The 15,752-nt window shown below is 64.5% G+C and carries 16 protein-coding genes; all 16 read right to left on the bottom strand.

The window, feature by feature from the left end:
- Positions 1–26: 26 nt before the first annotated feature.
- Positions 27–1,406 (bottom strand): c-type cytochrome biogenesis protein CcmI, encoded by a 1,380-nt coding sequence (gene ccmI, locus ACE3OO_RS11975; protein WP_374303144.1) that lies wholly within the window; start codon positions 1,404–1,406, stop codon positions 27–29.
- A complete protein-coding gene (locus tag ACE3OO_RS11970; RefSeq protein ID WP_374303142.1) occupies positions 1,406–1,876 on the bottom strand; it encodes a cytochrome c-type biogenesis protein in 471 nt (156 codons plus the stop codon). Before ACE3OO_RS11970 ends, ccmI begins: the two co-directional genes overlap by 1 nt.
- Positions 1,870–2,424, bottom strand: a complete 555-nt coding sequence (locus ACE3OO_RS11965; RefSeq protein WP_374303140.1) for a DsbE family thiol:disulfide interchange protein — start codon at positions 2,422–2,424, stop codon at positions 1,870–1,872. Before ACE3OO_RS11965 ends, ACE3OO_RS11970 begins: the two co-directional genes overlap by 7 nt.
- Before the next feature lie 9 nt (positions 2,425–2,433).
- Positions 2,434–4,413, bottom strand: a complete 1,980-nt coding sequence (locus ACE3OO_RS11960; RefSeq protein ID WP_374303138.1) for a heme lyase CcmF/NrfE family subunit — start codon at positions 4,411–4,413, stop codon at positions 2,434–2,436.
- A complete protein-coding gene (ccmE, locus tag ACE3OO_RS11955; RefSeq protein ID WP_374304690.1) occupies positions 4,410–4,877 on the bottom strand; it encodes a cytochrome c maturation protein CcmE in 468 nt (155 codons plus the stop codon). The genes ACE3OO_RS11960 and ccmE overlap by 4 nt, the downstream gene beginning before the upstream one ends.
- Positions 4,878–4,881: 4 nt before the next feature.
- Entirely contained in the window at positions 4,882–5,079 is a 198-nt protein-coding gene (gene ccmD / locus ACE3OO_RS11950) for a heme exporter protein CcmD (RefSeq protein ID WP_374303136.1), read from the bottom strand.
- Between the two features lie 83 nt (positions 5,080–5,162).
- Complete coding sequence (locus tag ACE3OO_RS11945) at positions 5,163–5,897, bottom strand: heme ABC transporter permease (protein WP_374303134.1); 735 nt, start codon at positions 5,895–5,897, stop codon at positions 5,163–5,165.
- Positions 5,898–5,918: 21 nt separating this feature from the next.
- Positions 5,919–6,584 (bottom strand): heme exporter protein CcmB, encoded by a 666-nt coding sequence (gene ccmB / locus ACE3OO_RS11940; RefSeq protein ID WP_374304689.1) that lies wholly within the window; start codon positions 6,582–6,584, stop codon positions 5,919–5,921.
- On the bottom strand, positions 6,584–7,186 hold the full coding sequence (gene ccmA / locus ACE3OO_RS11935; RefSeq protein WP_374303132.1) for a heme ABC exporter ATP-binding protein CcmA: 603 nt from the start codon (positions 7,184–7,186) through the stop codon (positions 6,584–6,586). Before ccmA ends, ccmB begins: the two co-directional genes overlap by 1 nt.
- Before the next feature lie 45 nt (positions 7,187–7,231).
- On the bottom strand, positions 7,232–8,509 hold the full coding sequence (locus ACE3OO_RS11930) for a phenylacetate--CoA ligase family protein (RefSeq protein ID WP_374304688.1): 1,278 nt from the start codon (positions 8,507–8,509) through the stop codon (positions 7,232–7,234).
- A 92-nt stretch (positions 8,510–8,601) separates the two neighbouring features.
- Entirely contained in the window at positions 8,602–9,441 is an 840-nt protein-coding gene (locus ACE3OO_RS11925) for an ABC transporter ATP-binding protein (protein WP_374303130.1), read from the bottom strand.
- A gap of 71 nt (positions 9,442–9,512) precedes the next feature.
- Positions 9,513–10,823 (bottom strand): ABC transporter substrate-binding protein, encoded by a 1,311-nt coding sequence (locus tag ACE3OO_RS11920; protein ID WP_374303128.1) that lies wholly within the window; start codon positions 10,821–10,823, stop codon positions 9,513–9,515.
- 106 nt (positions 10,824–10,929) lie between these two features.
- The gene (locus tag ACE3OO_RS11915; protein ID WP_374303126.1) at positions 10,930–11,994 is read right to left on the bottom strand and encodes a branched-chain amino acid ABC transporter permease; all 1,065 of its coding nucleotides are present in this window, start codon (positions 11,992–11,994) and stop codon (positions 10,930–10,932) included.
- 19 nt (positions 11,995–12,013) lie between these two features.
- Entirely contained in the window at positions 12,014–12,898 is an 885-nt protein-coding gene (locus ACE3OO_RS11910; protein ID WP_374303124.1) for a branched-chain amino acid ABC transporter permease, read from the bottom strand.
- A gap of 12 nt (positions 12,899–12,910) precedes the next feature.
- The gene (locus ACE3OO_RS11905; RefSeq protein ID WP_374303122.1) at positions 12,911–13,699 is read right to left on the bottom strand and encodes an ABC transporter ATP-binding protein; all 789 of its coding nucleotides are present in this window, start codon (positions 13,697–13,699) and stop codon (positions 12,911–12,913) included.
- Between the two features lie 6 nt (positions 13,700–13,705).
- Positions 13,706–15,685: an AMP-binding protein gene (locus tag ACE3OO_RS11900; protein ID WP_374303120.1), complete on the bottom strand. Its 1,980-nt coding sequence runs from the start codon at positions 15,683–15,685 to the stop codon at positions 13,706–13,708.
- Positions 15,686–15,752: the final 67 nt, after the last annotated feature.

Raw genomic sequence — 15,752 nt, 5'->3', positions numbered from 1 at the left:
TTAACAGGGTCGGGCGGAAGCGGGATTCAGCGGGTCAGGCTGCTGAGCCGCTCAGAGAGTTCCCGGGCCTCGGGCGAGTCGGGTGGCAGCAGGGCCAGCAGGCGCTTCCAATACTCGGCTGCCCCGGCCTTGTCCCCGGCCTCGTAGGCGCCGCGACCGACGAACCAGAGTGCCTGGGCATGGCTGGGGGCCCGCTGCAGCACGGCGCGGAATTCGGCCACCGCTTCCGCCGGCAGCGGATCGCGGCTTTTGACAGCGGCCCCGGCCAGATTGAAGGCGAGCGCCACGCGGCTATCCACCCGGTCGGGCTGCAGCGCCACGGCCCGGCGCAGGGCCTCACGGGCGGCATCCGTCTCGCCCAGCACCTCGCGGGCCCGGGCCAGACGCAGCCAGCCATCGGCGTCATCCGGATTTTCCTTCAGCCGTTCGGCCAGGCGATCGACCATGCCGCGGATCATCTCGGCGCGGTCGGATTCCGACATCTGTTGCGCGGCATCCACCTGCGAACGGTCCGGTCCCGGCGCCTCGGCCGGTTTGGGCTGGGGTATGGCTTGGGCAAGCGCGACGCCTAAGCGCGGCGCCAGTTCGCGCAGGCGGCCATGCACGGTTTCCAGCCAGGGCGCATCGGCCGGACTGTCGGCTGCCAATGCATACCAATCGTCATACGCCCCGCGCGTGTCACCCTGCTGCAACCGGGCCAGGCCGAGATAATAGCGTGCGCCGGGATGCTGGGGATCGCGTTCCAGCACGGCCCGGAAATCGCGCTGGGCGGCTTCGGTCACCGAACCATCGGCGGCCAGCGTCAATGCCTCGGCACGCAGGGCATAGGCTTCGGCCTCGGCCGGCTGCAGCGCGATGGCGCGATCAAAAGCATCGACGGCTTCGGCCGGACGCTCGGTCAGCAGCAGCGAACGTCCCAGCAGCAGCCAGCCATCGGCGCGGTCGGGCGCCGCCGCCAGGCGCTCGCGCAACTGCACGATCATGCGTTCGGTATCCTGGCGCAGTTGCGCCTCGCGTTCGGCACGGGCGCGCGCCTGAACCAGATTGAACTCGACGGCATCGGGACGGCCCAACGTCAGGTAAAGTCCGCCGCCCAGCAGCGGCACCAGCGCCAGCGCGATCATGGTGGTAATCCGGATGCCGCGACCAGCATGCCTGGGCGCGGCCGGATCGGCAGCGGCATCGGCGCGCAGCAGGCGGCGCTGGATTTCCAGCTTCGCGGCGGCAGCCTCGGCCTCGGTCAGGGCGCCACGCGCCAAGTCCTGCGCCACTTCATCAAGCTGGGCGCGGTAAACCGCCAGGTCATGGGCCTTGCGTCCAGCCTCGGCCTGACGGTGACGCAGCAAAGGCCAGAGCAGGAAGGCAAGCGCCACCAGTGCCAGCAGGGCAAAACCAAGCCACAGCATCAGCGCCGCTCCCCGTCGTCAAGAAGCGCGGCCAGTCGCTTCTGTTCCTCGGCATCCAGCGGTGCGGCGGCGGGGGCCGGGGCGATCCGCTGGCGGCGATAGAGGAAAAACACCACCATACCTCCGATCATGAGGAACAGCGCCGGCCCAAGCCACAGCAGCAGGTTCTGCAGATTGAAACGCGGCTTCAGCAGAACCCATTCGCCATACCGCGCCACCAGATAATCGAGAATGGCCTGGTCGCTGTCGCCCGCCACCACCCGTTCACGCACGATGCGGCGCAGATCGCGTGCCAGCGGCGCGTTGGAATCCTCGATCGACTGGTTCTGGCAAACCAGGCAGCGCAGCTCGCGCGACAATTCACGCGCCCGCAACTCCTGCGCGGGATCGGCCAGGCGATCGTCCAGATGCTGGGCCGCGACAGGGGCGGCAAGCAGCAGGACAAGCAGGAGAACGCAGCGTTTCAGCATTTCACCTTGCTCGGCTGACCGGCTTTCAGGTCGCGCAAGAGGGGGCGAATCTTGTTGTCCATGTCCCAGTCGGTGAGCGGGCCGACATGCTTGCACACGATATTGCCCTTGCCGTCGACGACGAAGGTCTCCGGCACGCCGTAGACGCCCCAGTCTATCCCGACTCGGCCATTGCGGTCGGCGCCTGTGCGGGTGAAGGGATCGCCGAGCTGGTCCAGCCACTTCGCCACGTCGGCCGGATCGTCTTTGTAGTTCAGGCCGTGGATCGGCGCGAGGTTGTCGCGCTTGAGCGCCAGCAGCAGCGGATGCTCAACCCGGCAGGGTACACACCAGGAGGCGAATACGTTGACCACGCTGGGCTCGCCGGTTTTCAGATCGGCCGTCGCCAGTCCTAGCGTGCGCCCCTGCACCGGGGGCAACGAAAACTCCGGCACCGGCTTGCCGATCAGGGCGGACGGGATTTCGCGTGGATTGAGGGTGAGGCCAATGGCGAGACCAAGCCCGATCAGAACGAAGACGGCGAGCGGAACCAGATAGGCGAGGCGCATACTGGATTCCTATTCGGCCGCGGATGGCGCGGCCTGGCGCCGGCGTACCGGCGCGCCGACGCGATGGCGACGATCGGACAGCGACAGCACGCCGCCAAAGGCCATCACCAGCGCGCCGAGCCAGATCCAGGAGACCAGGGGCTTCCAGTACAGCCGGACGGCCCAGCCGGTTTCGGCATTGCCTTCGCCTACCACGGCATAAAGATCGGCCACCGGCGATGGCCGGATCGCGGCCTCGGTGGTTTCCATCGGCGGCTGCTGATAGCGCCGCTGGGCCGGGCGCATCTCGCGCACCACGCGGCCATTCTCCAGCACCTCGAAACGGCCCTGCTGCGCGGTGTAGTTCGGGCCCTTGATCGGCTGCACGCCGAGGAAGCGGTATTCCACCGGGCCGACCTTGGCCACCTCGCCCGGCTTCATCACCTGCTGTACCTCGATCTGCCAGGTCTCGGAAACGGTGATGCCCAGCACCAGCATGGCGACGCCCAGATGGGCCACCGTCATGCCCCAGGCGGCGCGCGGCAGGAAACGGGCGCGGTTCAGCGTCTCGGACAGCGGCGCGGCAAACAGCTTCACGCGTAAAGCCACCTCACATAGCGCGCCAATGCCGAGCCAGGCACCCAGGCCAAGGCCGAGCAGGCTGTAGAAGTTTTTGGCATCCATCAGCCACAAACCGAGGCCGAGCGCGATGAGCATGGCAACGGCGGCCGGCACAAGACGCTGCAACGCCGTCGCCAGATCGCCACGCTTCCAGGCCAGCATCGGCCCGACGGCGATGGCCGCCACCAGTGGCGCCATCAGCGGCATGAACACGGCGTTGAAATATTGCGGACCGACCGAAACCTTGGCGCCGCTGATCGCGTCCAGCGCCACCGGATACAGCGTGCCGAGCAGAACGGCAGCCGAGGCCACCGCCAGCAGCAGGTTGTTGAGCACCAGCGCACCCTCGCGGCTGATCGGCGCGAAAACGCCGACCGCCTGCAAGGCCGGTGCTCGCAGGGCATAGAGCGCCAGGCTGCCGCCGACCACGACGCCGAGGAAGGCCAGAATGAATACGCCGCGGGTGGGATCGGTGGCGAAGGCATGCACCGAGTTGATCACACCGGAGCGTACCAGGAAGGTGCCGAGCAGGCTGAGCGAGAAGGTGAGGATGGCCAGCAGAATGGTCCAGCTTTTCAGCGTGTCGCGTTTTTCCACCACGATGGCCGAATGCAGCAGCGCGGTGCCCGCCAGCCAGGGCATGAAGGAGGCGTTCTCGACCGGATCCCAGAACCACCAGCCGCCCCAGCCCAGTTCGTAATAGGCCCACCAGGAACCCAATGCGATGCCAAGCGTGAGGAAACACCAGGCCGCCAGTGTCCAGGGCCGCACCCAGCGCGCCCAGGCCGGATCGACGCGCCCCTCGATCAGGGCGGCGACGGCGAAGGAAAACGCCACCGAGAAACCGACATACCCCAGATAGAGAAACGGCGGGTGGAAGGCCAGCCCCGGATCCTGCAGCAGCGGATTGAGGCCCCGGCCTTCCAGCGGCGGCGGCAGCAGGCGGCCGAAGGGATTCGACGTGAACAGGATGAAGGCAAGGAAGCCGACGCCGATCAGGCCCTGGATGGCCAGCACGCGCGCCTTCAGCGTGGCCGGCAGGTTGCCGCCAAACACGGCCACGGCGGCGCCGAAGATCACCAGGATCAGAATCCACAGCAGCAGCGAGCCTTCGTGGTTTCCCCATACGCCGCTGATCTTGTAGAGCATGGGCTTCAGGGTGTGCGAATTCTCGGCCACGTTCAGCACCGAGAAATCCGAGGTCACATAGGCATAGGTGAGGCAGCCGAAGGCAAAGGCCACCAGCACGGCCTGGCCGAGGGCGGCCTGCGGTGCCAGCGCGATCCAGCTATCGATGCCACGGGCGGCGCCGATCAGCGGCAGGATACCCTGCACCAGCGCCAGACAGAGCGCGAGAATGAGTGCGATATGGCCGTATTCGGCGATCATGAGCCCGGCTTCACCAGTTTGAGATGGTCGCCATTATTCTCATGCCACTGGCCGGATTTCTTGAGCGCGTCGGCGACCTCGGGCGGCATGTAATTCTCGTCATGTTTGGCCAGCACCTCGGCAGCGATAAAACGGCCCTCGCGGTCCAGTTTGCCGTTGGCCACCACGCCCTGTCCCTCGCGGAACAGATCCGGCAGCATGCCGGTATAGCTGACGCGCACTTCGTGACGCATGTCGGTGATGGTGAATTCGGTGTTGAGCCCGTCTTTCTTCACGCTGCCCTGCACCACCAGGCCGCCGATGCGGAAGCGCCGGTCGGGCGGCAACTGCTTTTCCACCACATCGGACGGGCTGTGAAAGAAGACCAGATTCTCGTTGAAGGCCGACAGCACCAGCGTCACGGCGACGGCCAGGCCGGCCATCAGGCCCAGCACGGCCAGCAACCGCTTGCGCTTACGCGACATGCCCTTACGCATCACGCCGACCTTCATCGTCACGGCCGGCTTCCTGCCTGGCTTCGGCATGCTCGCGTTCGGCCGCCTTCAGGGCCAGCCGGCTTTGCAGGCCAAGCCCAAGCAGCAAAACAATGGCAATGGCGAAAGACGGCCAGATGAAGGCCGCATGGCCGCCCATGGCCAGGAGATCGCCGAGCGATGACCAGTACACCAGTTAACCCTTTGGTTCCCTTGGCCCCTGCGGCCAATTGTCGGGTGAAAATATAGTCTTCGCCGCCGAACGGCTAGCCCAGGCTAGCCCGCGCGGCGATCGGTCGCGGCGGAAAAGCGCAGGATCCGGGCCTGACGGTGCAGGATTTCGGCCCTGACCCGCAAACTGAGCACCCAGACGTAATAGCCCTTGGCCCCGATGGCGGTGATCAGCAGGGGCCAAAGAATATCAGGGTGGATTTTCGGCCCTTCCAGGGTCAGCACGCTGGCCGGCTGGTGCAGGGTGTTCCACCAGTCGACCGAGAACTTGATGATCGGCAGGTTGACGGCACCGACCAGGGCCAGGATGGCGGCGGCGCGGCCGGCGCGGCCGGGATCGTCGAACGCCTCCCACAGCGCGATATAGCCGAGATAGAGGAAAAACAGGATCAGCATCGAGGTAAGCCGGGCATCCCACACCCACCAGGTGCCCCACATCGGCTTGCCCCAGAGCGAGCCGGTGATCAGGCAGATCAGGGTGAAGGCCGCCCCCACCGGCGCCGAGGCCTTGGCCGCCAGTTCGGCCACCGGATGGCGCCAGATCAGCGCCGTCGCCGAAGCCACCGCCATGGCGGCATAAATGAACATCGCCATCCAGGCCGCCGGCACGTGGATATACATGATCCGCACGGTCTCGCCCTGCTGGTAATCCGGCGGCGACCAGAACAGGCCCCAGCCCAGACCCAGACCCAGGCCGAACACCGCCACCGCCGCCGCATAAGGGCGGATGGCGCCCATCAGGCGCAGGAAACGGGCGGGATTGGCGAGGGCATGGAGCATGGGCGCTTTATAGGGCCGGGTTCATTCCAAGGCCAGCTTGATGGCGCCGGCGATGGCAAAGGGGCTAAGCGCCAAGCTGCCGGCGAGGAAAGCCCCCAGCAACAGCAGGTGCGGCGCGGGCGTGAGGCCATAGGTCGCAGCCTCCACCGCCCCGACACCGAAGATCAGGACGGGAATGACTAACGGCAATGTGATCAGCGGCACCAGCACAGCGCCGCGCCGGGCGCCAAGCGTCAGCGCCGCGCCGATCGCACCGATCAGGCTCAAAGACGGCGTGCCGAGCAGCAGGGCGAGCAGCAGCACCGGCATGGCCGCCAGATCCATCTGCATCATCACCGCCAGCAGCGGCGCGATCACGGTGAGCGGCAGGCCGGTGGTGAGCCAATGCGCCAGGGTTTTTGCCAGCGCCACCAGCCCGAGCGGTAGCGGCGCCTGGGCCAGCAGATCGAGGGTGCCGTCTTCCTGATCGGTCTGGAACAGCCGGTCGAGCGACAGCATGGCCGCCAGCAAGGCGGCCACCCAGATCACACCGGCGGCGATGCGGGCCAGGATTTCCGGCTCCGGCCCGACCCCAAGCGGAAACAGGCTGACCGCCAGCACGAAGAACAGCAGCGTGGTGAGCATGGCGCCCTGGGCACCGAAGCCCAGTCGCAGGTCGCGGCCGACAATGGCGAGAAAGGCCTTCATCATGACAGCCGGCCTTCCGGCAGATCGAGCCGGTGCGCATCGGGCAGCGGCACATCCACATGGCTGGCCAGGATCACCACGCCGCCGCGGGCGCGATGCGCGGCCAGCACGCCGCCCAGCCAGGCGACGGCAGCGGTATCCAGCGCGTTGGTCGGTTCATCCAGCAGCCACAGATCGGCCGGCGCGATCAGCAGGCGCGACAACGCCAGGCGGCGCTTCTGCCCAGCCGAGAGATAACGGCCCGGCAGGCGGCGCTGGCGCGACAGGCCGGCGGCCTCCAGCGCGGCGATGGACTGCCCGCGCGCTTCGGCATCATCGAGACCGAGCAGACGGGCCCAGAAGACCAGATTGTCTTCGGTGCTGAGTTGCGGCTTCACGGCATCCTGATGGCCGACATAGAAAAGCCGGGCCTCTTCGTCCCGCAGCACATGGCCGCTGGCTGCCGGCAGGAAACCGGCCAGCAGACGCAGCAGGCTAGATTTGCCGCTGCCATTCGGGCCGCGCAGCAGCAGCGCCTCGCCAGTCGCGAGACGGAAATTCACATCGGAAAAGAGCTGACGCTCGCCGCGAATGCAGACGAGCCCTTCGACCGCCAACGCCATGACGCGGCGGAGTTTAGCCTTTTCAGGCGCTTACTGACCAGAGTCTCACTGATAGGTGCGGAGGTCGGCGATCACCTTGCCGTCATTGGGCAGGCTGCCGGCTGCCACCACCTCGACATGGCCACGCAGCTTGCACACGGCGTGGACGCTTTCAGTCACCGCCTTGGCCAGCGCAGCGGCGTCGACCGTCGAGACATGGCCCCTCACCTCGATCTTGAGCACCATGACGTCGAGGTTGTTTTCCGAGCTGACTTCCAGCCGGGCGCGAGCGATTTCCGGGTGACGGGCCGCCACCTGGCCGATCTGGCCCGGGGTGACGAACATGCCCTTCACCTTGGTGGTCTGGTCGGCACGACCCATCCAGCCCTTGATGCGGGTATTGGTGCGGCCACAGGGGCTGATGCCCGGCAGGATCGCCGAGAGATCGCCGGTGGCGAAGCGGATCATGGGATAGACCGGATTGGCCAGCACGGTGACCACCACCTCGCCCACCTCACCCGGCGCCACCGGATCGCCGGTGCCCGGGCGCACGATCTCGACGATCACGTCCTCGTCTAGGATCATGCCGTCCATCGCCTTCGACTCGTAAGCGATCAGGCCGAGTTCCGCCGTGCCATAGGATTGCAGCACCTCGGCACCCAGGCTTTTCAATTCGGCACGCAAGCTGGGCGGCAGGGCCTCGCCGCCGACCAGACCCTTTTTCAGCGACGTGGCCGGCTTGCCCGCTTCTTTCGCTTTCTCGAGCAGGATTTTCAGGAAAGACGGCGTGCCGCAGTAAACCCGCGGCTGCAGCTGCGCGATGGCCTCCAGTTGCAGCTCGGTGTTGCCAATACCGGCCGGAAAGACCGGACAGCCGATGGCATGAGCCGAGCCTTCCGTCATGCGGCCGGCCGGCGTGAGGTGATAGGAGAAGGTGTTGTGCACCAGATCGCCCGGGCGGCAGCCGGCAGCCCACATGGCGCGGGCAAAACGCCAAGGATCCTTCACCTTCGGCGTGGCCCGGCCATAGGCTTCATACAGCGGACCGGGCGACTGGAAGACATTGGCGATCTCGGATGGCTTGCCGGCCAGCAGGCCGCCCAGCGGCGGCATTGCCTTCTGCCGCGGCGCCAGATCGGATTTGCGGGTGACCGGCAGTTTGGCCAGTGCCGCCAGCGAGGTGATCTTCGCCGGCTTCACGTCTTTCAGGATCTCGCGGTAATAGGGACTGGCCTTCTTGGCATGGGCGATCAGCGCCTGCAGGGCCGCGATCTGGCTCTTCAGGCGCGACGCCGGCGAGCGCGTCTCGCGCTTGTCGAAATACTCATCGGCGCGCACCTTCATTGTCTTGGTTTTCAGTGCCTTAGCAGTCTTCGGCTTTGCCGATTTCGGTTTGCTCGCGCGCGCCACAATACTCTCCTGCGATTTCGATACGATCAGGCCAGCCAGCGTTTGCGCCGGCGATAATGCTTCACATCGCGGAAGCTGCGCCGGCCGCCGGCGCCGAGGCCGAGGTAGAATTCCTTCACATCGGCATTCTCGCGCAGCTTCTGCGCCTCGCCGTCCATCACGATGCGGCCGTTTTCCAGGATATAGCCATAATCGGCATAGCGCAGCGCCATGTTGGTGTTCTGCTCGGCCACCAGGAAGCTGACGCCGGTTTCCTTGTTCAGCTTGTGCACGATCTCGAAGATTTCCTCGACCAGCTGCGGCGCCAGACCCATCGAGGGTTCGTCCAGCAGAATGGTGTCGGGCTGGCTCATCAGCGCGCGGCCGATCGCCGTCATCTGCTGCTCGCCGCCTGAGGTGTAGCCCGCAACCGATTTGCGGCGCACCTTGAGACGCGGAAAATACGTGTAGACCTTCTCAAGGTCCTGGGCGATCGCCTTGCCGCCATCGGAGCGGGTGAAGGCACCGGTCATCAGGTTTTCCTCGACGGTGAGATGGGCGAAGCAGTGCCGCCCCTCCATCACCTGGATCAGGCCCTTCTTGACCAGCGCGGAGGGATTGAGCTGATCGACCCGTTCACCGTGATAATCGATATGGCCCTTGGTGATATCGCCGCGCTCCGCGCGCAGCAGATTGGAAATCGCCTTCAGTGTGGTGGTCTTGCCGGCGCCGTTCGCACCCAGCAGCGCCACGATGCCACCCTTGGGCAATTGCAGCGACACGCCCTTGAGCACAAGGATGACGTGATTGTAGATCACCTCGATATTGTTGACGGACAGCAGGGGCTGGGCGTCGGCATGCGGCTGGACATTGGTCTGGGCGGTCATGGAAAGATCCGTTCAACGGAAGCGGTAAAGAAAATCCCCTGCCGGTTACCCGGCAGGGGATATCGTCGTGATTACGACTTGGCGCAGGCGCGCGACGCGACGTTTTTCTCGCGGGCGTAGGTTTCTGCGTCCTTCAGATACAGCGGCCACAGCTTCTGGTTCTCCGGCAGAATCCAGTCGCTGACCGGCTTCCACTGGTCACCCTGCCACTGCACGACAAGGATCTTGCCGTCGCCCAGGTGGTTGTCGCAGGCCAGCTTCAGCGGCTGCAGGAAGCCCTTGAGGCCGAGCTTCTCGATGCCGGCATCGGTCAGGTTGATGGCCTCGAAGCCGTCACGCGACTGCTCGCCGTTCATCACCTTGCCCTTGCCGTGCTTTTCCTGGGCGGCGCGCAGGGCCTCGACCGTCAGCATGGCGTTCATGGCGCCGCGCAGATAGCCGATTTCACCAAAATGCTTGCCGCCGTTGGAAGCCTTGCCCTTGTCGACCAGGAACTTCTTGATGTCCTTGAGGACCTGCAGGTCCTTGGAGGCGCCGTGGAAGGTCAGGCCCTTGTAGCCCTTGGCCGCCGGACCGGCCGCCTGCACGTCGCTATCCTGGCTCGACCACCAGATGCCGACCATCTTCTCGCGCGGGAAGCCCACTGCGGCGGCCTCCTTCAGCGACACGGCGTTCATCGCACCCCAGCCCTGCAGATAGACATAATCGGGCCGCATCTGGCGGATCTGCAGCCAGATCGACTTCTGCTCCAGGCCCGGCGCCGGCACTGGCACCAGTTCGAGCTGGAAACCGAGCTCCTGGGCGTAGTTCTGGAAGACCGGGATCGGCTCCTTGCCGTAGGCGATGTCGATATAGACGTAGGCAATCTTCTTGCCCTTCATCTTATCCTTGCCGCCCAGTTCCTTGGAAATGTACTGGATGCCGGCCGAGGCGCCACCCCAATAGGTGGCGGGCGCGGTGAACACCCACGGGAAGATGTTGCCGACGGTGGCCGAGGCGCGGCCATAGCCCATCGAGAAGATCACCGACTTGTCGGTTGGCGCGCGATCGATCAGGGCATAGGTGATGCCGGTGGAATACGGGCTGAAGATGGTACCGCCCAATGCCTTGAGGCGCTCGTAGCATTCAACGCCGCGTTCGGTGTTGTACTGCGTCTCGCATTCCTCGTTGCGCAGTTTGACGCCGTTGAGGCCGCCATCGCGCTCATTCACCAGATTGACGTAGTCGGCGAAACCATCAGCGACCGGAATACCGCTCGGCGCGTATGGGCCGGTACGATAGACCATCGACGGAATCACCTGTTCCTGCGCCAGGGCGACCGTGGCGCCGCCGGCCAGGGACGCGCCCAGAACAAGGGACGCAATCCATTTGGATGCTTTCATTTTATCCTCCCGGTTACACCCGCCTTATGTGGCGGGAATTGCAGTTAGCCTAGCACGCCAAAAACACAGGACAAACTCGGTTTTTATGCCTGCCCCATTGGATGGGTCAGTAGGGGAACGGCCAGATTCGCAGCTTTTCCTTGGCGATCTGCCACAGCCGGGCCAGGCCATGCGGCTCGACGATCAGGAAGATCACGATCAGGGCGCCGAACACCATGAATTCCATATGCGAGATCATCGCGGTGGAGAGATCGAAGCCCAGCATCGGCGGCACCCGCGTCAGGAAGATCGGCACCAGCAGGATGAAGAAGGCCCCCAGGAAGCTACCCAGTATCGAGCCCAAACCACCAATGATGATCATAAACAGGACCTGGAACGACATGGTGATGGTGAAGCCGTCGGGCTCGGCCGAGCCGAGATAGACGAACAAATACAGCGCGCCGGCGACGCCGATATAGAAGGACGACACGGCGAAGGCGGTGAGCTTGGCCACCACCGGGCGGATGCCGATGATCTCGGCCGCGATATCCATGTCGCGGATCGCCATCCACTGTCGGCCGGGATTGCTGCGCACCAGATTCTTCGCCGCCAGTGCCAGCAGCGTGACGACACCAAGCGCGAACAGGTATTTCTCCATCGGCGTGTCGACCGACCAGCCGAAGATCGTGATCTGCGGCGCGGTGATCACGCCCGAGGCGGCGTGGTTGGTGAACCAGCCGATCTTGACGAACAGCCAGGGCAGGAAAAACTGCGCCGCCAGCGTGGCGACGGCCAGATAGAAGCCCTTGATGCGCAGGCTGGGCAGGCCGAAAAACATGCCGACCACCGCCGTGACCAGGCCGGCCAGCGCGAAGACCAGCAGGATGTTGAGGTCCGGGATACGGGTGGCGACATTCCAGGCGGCCACGGCGCCGACGCCCATGAAGGCGCTGGTGCCGAGCGAAAGCTGGCCGCAATAGCCGGTCAGGATGTTGAGCCCGAGCGCCGCCAGAGACAGGCAGAGGAAGGGGATCAGCAGCGCGGTGTAGATATAATTGGTGGAAACCAGCGGAATGCCGATAAAGGCCGCCAGCATCAGCAGGCCGAAAAACACCCGGTCCTGCGGGATGGTGAAGATGGCCTGGTCGGCGCGGTAGCTGGTCTTGTACTGGCCGGATTCGCGATAGAACATGACCTGTTTCCCCTAACCGCTACACGCGCTCGATGATCTTTTCGCCGAACAGGCCCTGCGGCCGGATCAGTAGGAAGCCCAGGGCGAGCACATAGGCGAACCAGTTCTCGATGCCGCCGCCGAACAGCGGCCCGATATAGACCTCGGCCAGCTTTTCGCCGGCGCCGATGATCAGGCCGCCGATGATGGCACCCGGGATGGACGTGAAGCCGCCCAGGATCAGCACCGGCAGCGCCTTCAGCGCCAGCGACACGATGGCCGGCTGCACACCCAGCTTGGAGCCCCACATCACGCCGGCCACCAGCGCGACTAGGCCGGCAATGGCCCAGACGATGATCCAGATCACGTTCAGCGGAATGCCCACCGACTGGGCGGCCTGATGATCGTCGGCCACGGCACGCAGCGCGCGGCCAATGCGGGTTTTCTGGAATACCACGAGGGTCGCCAGCAGCGTGCCAGCCACCAGGGCAGCCCAGAGATCGAAGGACTGGATCAGGATGTCGCCATCCATCAGGAAGATCGGATCGGTCGGGATGCCGATATCGAGCTGGCGCACGTTGCTGCCCCAGATGGTCTGACCAAAGCCATCCAGGAAGAACGACACGCCGATGGTGGCCATGAACAGGATGATCCCTTCCTGGTTCACCAGATGCCGCAGCACCAGCCGCTCGATCACGCCGGCCAGCAGCACCATCACGGCGATGGTGAGCAGCAGCGCCAGCAGCATGGGCACGCCCAGTTCCATGAAGCCGACAAAGAACAGCCCGGCAAACAGCACCATGGCGCCCTGGGCGAAGTTGAACACGCCGGACGCCTTAAAGATCAGCACGAAGCCCAGGGCGACCAGGGAATACATCACGCCGGCCATCAGGCCGCCGATCAGAACCTCGAAGAAAAACGCCATCCCGCCGCCCCCTTAATGCTGTACGCCGAGATAGGCGTCGATCACCGCCTGATTGTTCTTAACCTCGTCGGGTGCGCCGTCGCCGATCTTGCGGCCGTAATCCAGCACCACCACGCGGTCGGAAATATCCATCACCACGCCCATGTCGTGTTCGATCAGGCAGATCGTGGTGCCGAACTCGTCGTTCACGTCCAGGATGAAGCGGCACATGTCCTGCTTTTCTTCCAGGTTCATGCCGGCCATCGGCTCATCCAGCAGCAGCAGAGTGGGCTCGGCCGCCAGCGCGCGCGCCAGTTCGACGCGCTTCTGCAGGCCGTAGGGCAGCCGCCCGACCGGCACCTTGCGGATCGCCTGGATTTCGAGGAAGTCGATGATGCGCTCGCAATATTCGCGATGTTCGATCTGCTCGCGTTCGGCCGGACCCTTGTAGATCGCCGATGACAGCAGACCGGCCTTCATCTTCAGCAGGCGACCGGTCATGATGTTGTCCAGCGTCGACATGCCCTTGAACAGCGCGATGTTCTGGAAGGTGCGGGCGATGCCCTGGCTGGCCGCCTCGTGCGGGCGCATCTGCTTGCGGGCCTGGCCACGGAACGTGATGGTGCCTTCCTGCGGATGGTAAAAGCCGTTGATGCAGTTGAGCATCGAGGATTTGCCCGCGCCGTTCGGGCCGATGATGGCCAGGATTTCGTGTTCGCGGATCTCGAAGCTGATATTGGTCAGCGCCTTCACGCCGCCAAACGACAGACTGATATTGTCGACCTTCAGAAGGGTCGGGCCGATTTTCTTCTCTACAGTCATATGGTCTCAGCCCGCCTTGCGCATGGTGGCGTAGGTTTCGGCAGTGGCAACCTTCAGGTTGGCCTTGAAGGTGCCGGTGCGGCCGTCCTCGAAGGTGATCTTGGCCTCCACCGCGATGGAATCGCGGTCGGAATACAGCGCCTCGATCAGTTCTCCGTAACGCTCGGCGATGATGCGGCGGCGCACCTTGCGGGTGCGCGTCAGCTCGCCGTCATCGGCATCCAGTTCCTTGTGCAGGATCAGGAAGCGCTTGATCTGACTGGCAGCCATGCTGCTGTCGGACGACAGGTCGCGGTTCACCTTCTCGATGCAGCCCTTGACCAGATCGTAGACCTCGGGCCGGCCGGCCAGGTCGGAATACGAGGTATAGGCGATGCCGTTACGCTCGGCCCAGGAACCGACCGCGGCCAGGTCGATATTGATGAAGGCGGCGGCATAGTCGCGCTTGTCGCCGAAGGCCACCGCCTCTTTGATATGCGGGAAGAATTTCAGCTTGTTCTCGACATATTTTGGCGCGAACAGCGAACCGTCGGTCAACCGGCCGACATCCTTGGCGCGGTCGATGATGCGCAGATGGCCGGCATCGGTGAACACGCCGGCATCGCCGGTATGCACCCAGCCTTCCGGCGTCTTGGTTTCGGCCGTGGCTTCATCGTTCTTGTAATAGCCGACGAATACGCCCGGACTGCGGTACAGCACCTCGCCGCTGGTGGGATCGATCTTCAGTTCCACGCCCGGCGCCGGCGGCCCAACGGTGTCGGGATTCACGTCGGTATCGGTATGCATGCACAGATACACCGTGCATTCCGTCTGGCCGTAGAGCTGCTTCAGATTGATGCCGAGCGCACGGAAGAAATCGAAGATATCCGGTCCGATCGCCTCGCCGGCGGTATAGGCCAGCCGCAGGCGCGACATGCCCAGCACGTTCTTGAGCGGGCCATAGACCAGCAGGTCGCCTAGGGCATAAAGCAGCCGGTCGGTCAGCGAGACGGGCTTGCGCTCCAGGATGCGGCGCCCCACCCGTTTCGCCACGCCGATGAAGTAATGGAACATGCCGCGCTTGAGGCTGCTGGCATCCTCCATCCGGATCATCACGGTGGTGAGCAGGTTCTCGAAAATACGCGGCGGCGCGAAGAAATAGGTCGGTCCCACCTCGCGCAGGTCCTGCAGCACGGTATCGGCCGATTCCGGGCAGTTCACGCAGAAGCCGGCGATGGCTGCCTCGGCATAGGAAATGAAATTGTCGCCCACCCAGGCGATCGGCAGATAGGCCAGGATCTCGTCGGTTTCGTTGATCTTGTCGAAATCGATCGCCAGCCGGGCCGAGCGCACCACGTTGTCGTGGCTGAGCATGACGCCCTTGGGCCGGCCGGTGGTGCCGGAGGTGTAGCAGATCAGCGAAATATCGCTGCCTTTGCCCTTGGCCATTTCCTCGTCGAAGAAATTCGGGTGGGCCCGGCTATAGGCCTCGCCGTTGGCCATCAGCTTTTCCAGGTCACCCAGGTAGGGCTGGTCGTAATGCCGCATGCCACGCGGATCGCTGAAGATGATCATCTCCAGTTTGGGCAGGCGATCCTTGATCGAGATCAGTTTATCGACCTGCTCCTGGTTCTCGGCCAGGGCGAAACGGGCCTCGGCGTGGTCGATGACGTACTGCACCTCGTCCGCCACGCTGTCCTGGTAGATCGGCACCGGGATCGCGCCCAGCGCTTGGGTGGCGGCCAGCGTCCAGTACAGCTCCGGCCGGTTGTCGCCGATGATGGCCAGCTTGTCGCCGCGCTTGAAACCCATGGCGGCCAGGCCGCAGGCCAGCAGGCGCACCTTGTCGGCCACCTCGCCCCAGGTCCAGCTCTGCCAGATGCCCAGGTCCTTTTCACGCATGGCCGGGCGGTCACGACGGTGCTGCGCGTTGTAGGCGATGAATTTCGGGATAGTATCGCGTCCCAACGGGTCACGCCCGTCAGGCATTGCCGACGTCTCGGACATATGTCGCCTCCTGATACGCAGCATGGCCTGTGGCCATACCGTCGTTATTGTCTCGTTGATAAGCGTA

The sequence above is a fragment of the Ferrovibrio sp. genome (assembly GCF_041906005.1).
Lineage (GTDB): Bacteria > Pseudomonadota > Alphaproteobacteria > Ferrovibrionales > Ferrovibrionaceae > Ferrovibrio.
The sequence above is the reverse complement of the archived record's forward strand: the minus strand, read 5'-3'. Positions and strand labels throughout refer to the sequence as shown.

What these genes read in the sequence shown, in the direction of transcription:
- ACE3OO_RS11965 (WP_374303140.1), bottom strand. Translation starts at nt 2,424, where the DNA reads ATGCGCCTCGCCTATCTGGTTCCGCTCGCCGTCTTCGTTCTGATCGGG.
- ccmB (WP_374304689.1), bottom strand. Translation starts at nt 6,584, where the DNA reads ATGAAGGCCTTTCTCGCCATTGTCGGCCGCGACCTGCGACTGGGCTTC.
- ACE3OO_RS11900 (WP_374303120.1), bottom strand. Translation starts at nt 15,685, where the DNA reads ATGTCCGAGACGTCGGCAATGCCTGACGGGCGTGACCCGTTGGGACGC.
- ACE3OO_RS11910 (WP_374303124.1), bottom strand. Translation starts at nt 12,898, where the DNA reads ATGGCGTTTTTCTTCGAGGTTCTGATCGGCGGCCTGATGGCCGGCGTG.
- ACE3OO_RS11970 (WP_374303142.1), bottom strand. Translation starts at nt 1,876, where the DNA reads ATGCTGAAACGCTGCGTTCTCCTGCTTGTCCTGCTGCTTGCCGCCCCT.
- ccmE (WP_374304690.1), bottom strand. Translation starts at nt 4,877, where the DNA reads ATGTCGCGTAAGCGCAAGCGGTTGCTGGCCGTGCTGGGCCTGATGGCC.
- ACE3OO_RS11920 (WP_374303128.1), bottom strand. Translation starts at nt 10,823, where the DNA reads ATGAAAGCATCCAAATGGATTGCGTCCCTTGTTCTGGGCGCGTCCCTG.
- ACE3OO_RS11960 (WP_374303138.1), bottom strand. Translation starts at nt 4,413, where the DNA reads ATGATCGCCGAATACGGCCATATCGCACTCATTCTCGCGCTCTGTCTG.
- ACE3OO_RS11925 (WP_374303130.1), bottom strand. Translation starts at nt 9,441, where the DNA reads ATGACCGCCCAGACCAATGTCCAGCCGCATGCCGACGCCCAGCCCCTG.
- ACE3OO_RS11915 (WP_374303126.1), bottom strand. Translation starts at nt 11,994, where the DNA reads ATGTTCTATCGCGAATCCGGCCAGTACAAGACCAGCTACCGCGCCGAC.
- ACE3OO_RS11905 (WP_374303122.1), bottom strand. Translation starts at nt 13,699, where the DNA reads ATGACTGTAGAGAAGAAAATCGGCCCGACCCTTCTGAAGGTCGACAAT.
- ACE3OO_RS11945 (WP_374303134.1), bottom strand. Translation starts at nt 5,897, where the DNA reads ATGCTCCATGCCCTCGCCAATCCCGCCCGTTTCCTGCGCCTGATGGGC.
- ccmI (WP_374303144.1), bottom strand. Translation starts at nt 1,406, where the DNA reads ATGCTGTGGCTTGGTTTTGCCCTGCTGGCACTGGTGGCGCTTGCCTTC.
- ccmA (WP_374303132.1), bottom strand. Translation starts at nt 7,186, where the DNA reads ATGGCGTTGGCGGTCGAAGGGCTCGTCTGCATTCGCGGCGAGCGTCAG.
- ACE3OO_RS11930 (WP_374304688.1), bottom strand. Translation starts at nt 8,509, where the DNA reads ATGAAGGTGCGCGCCGATGAGTATTTCGACAAGCGCGAGACGCGCTCG.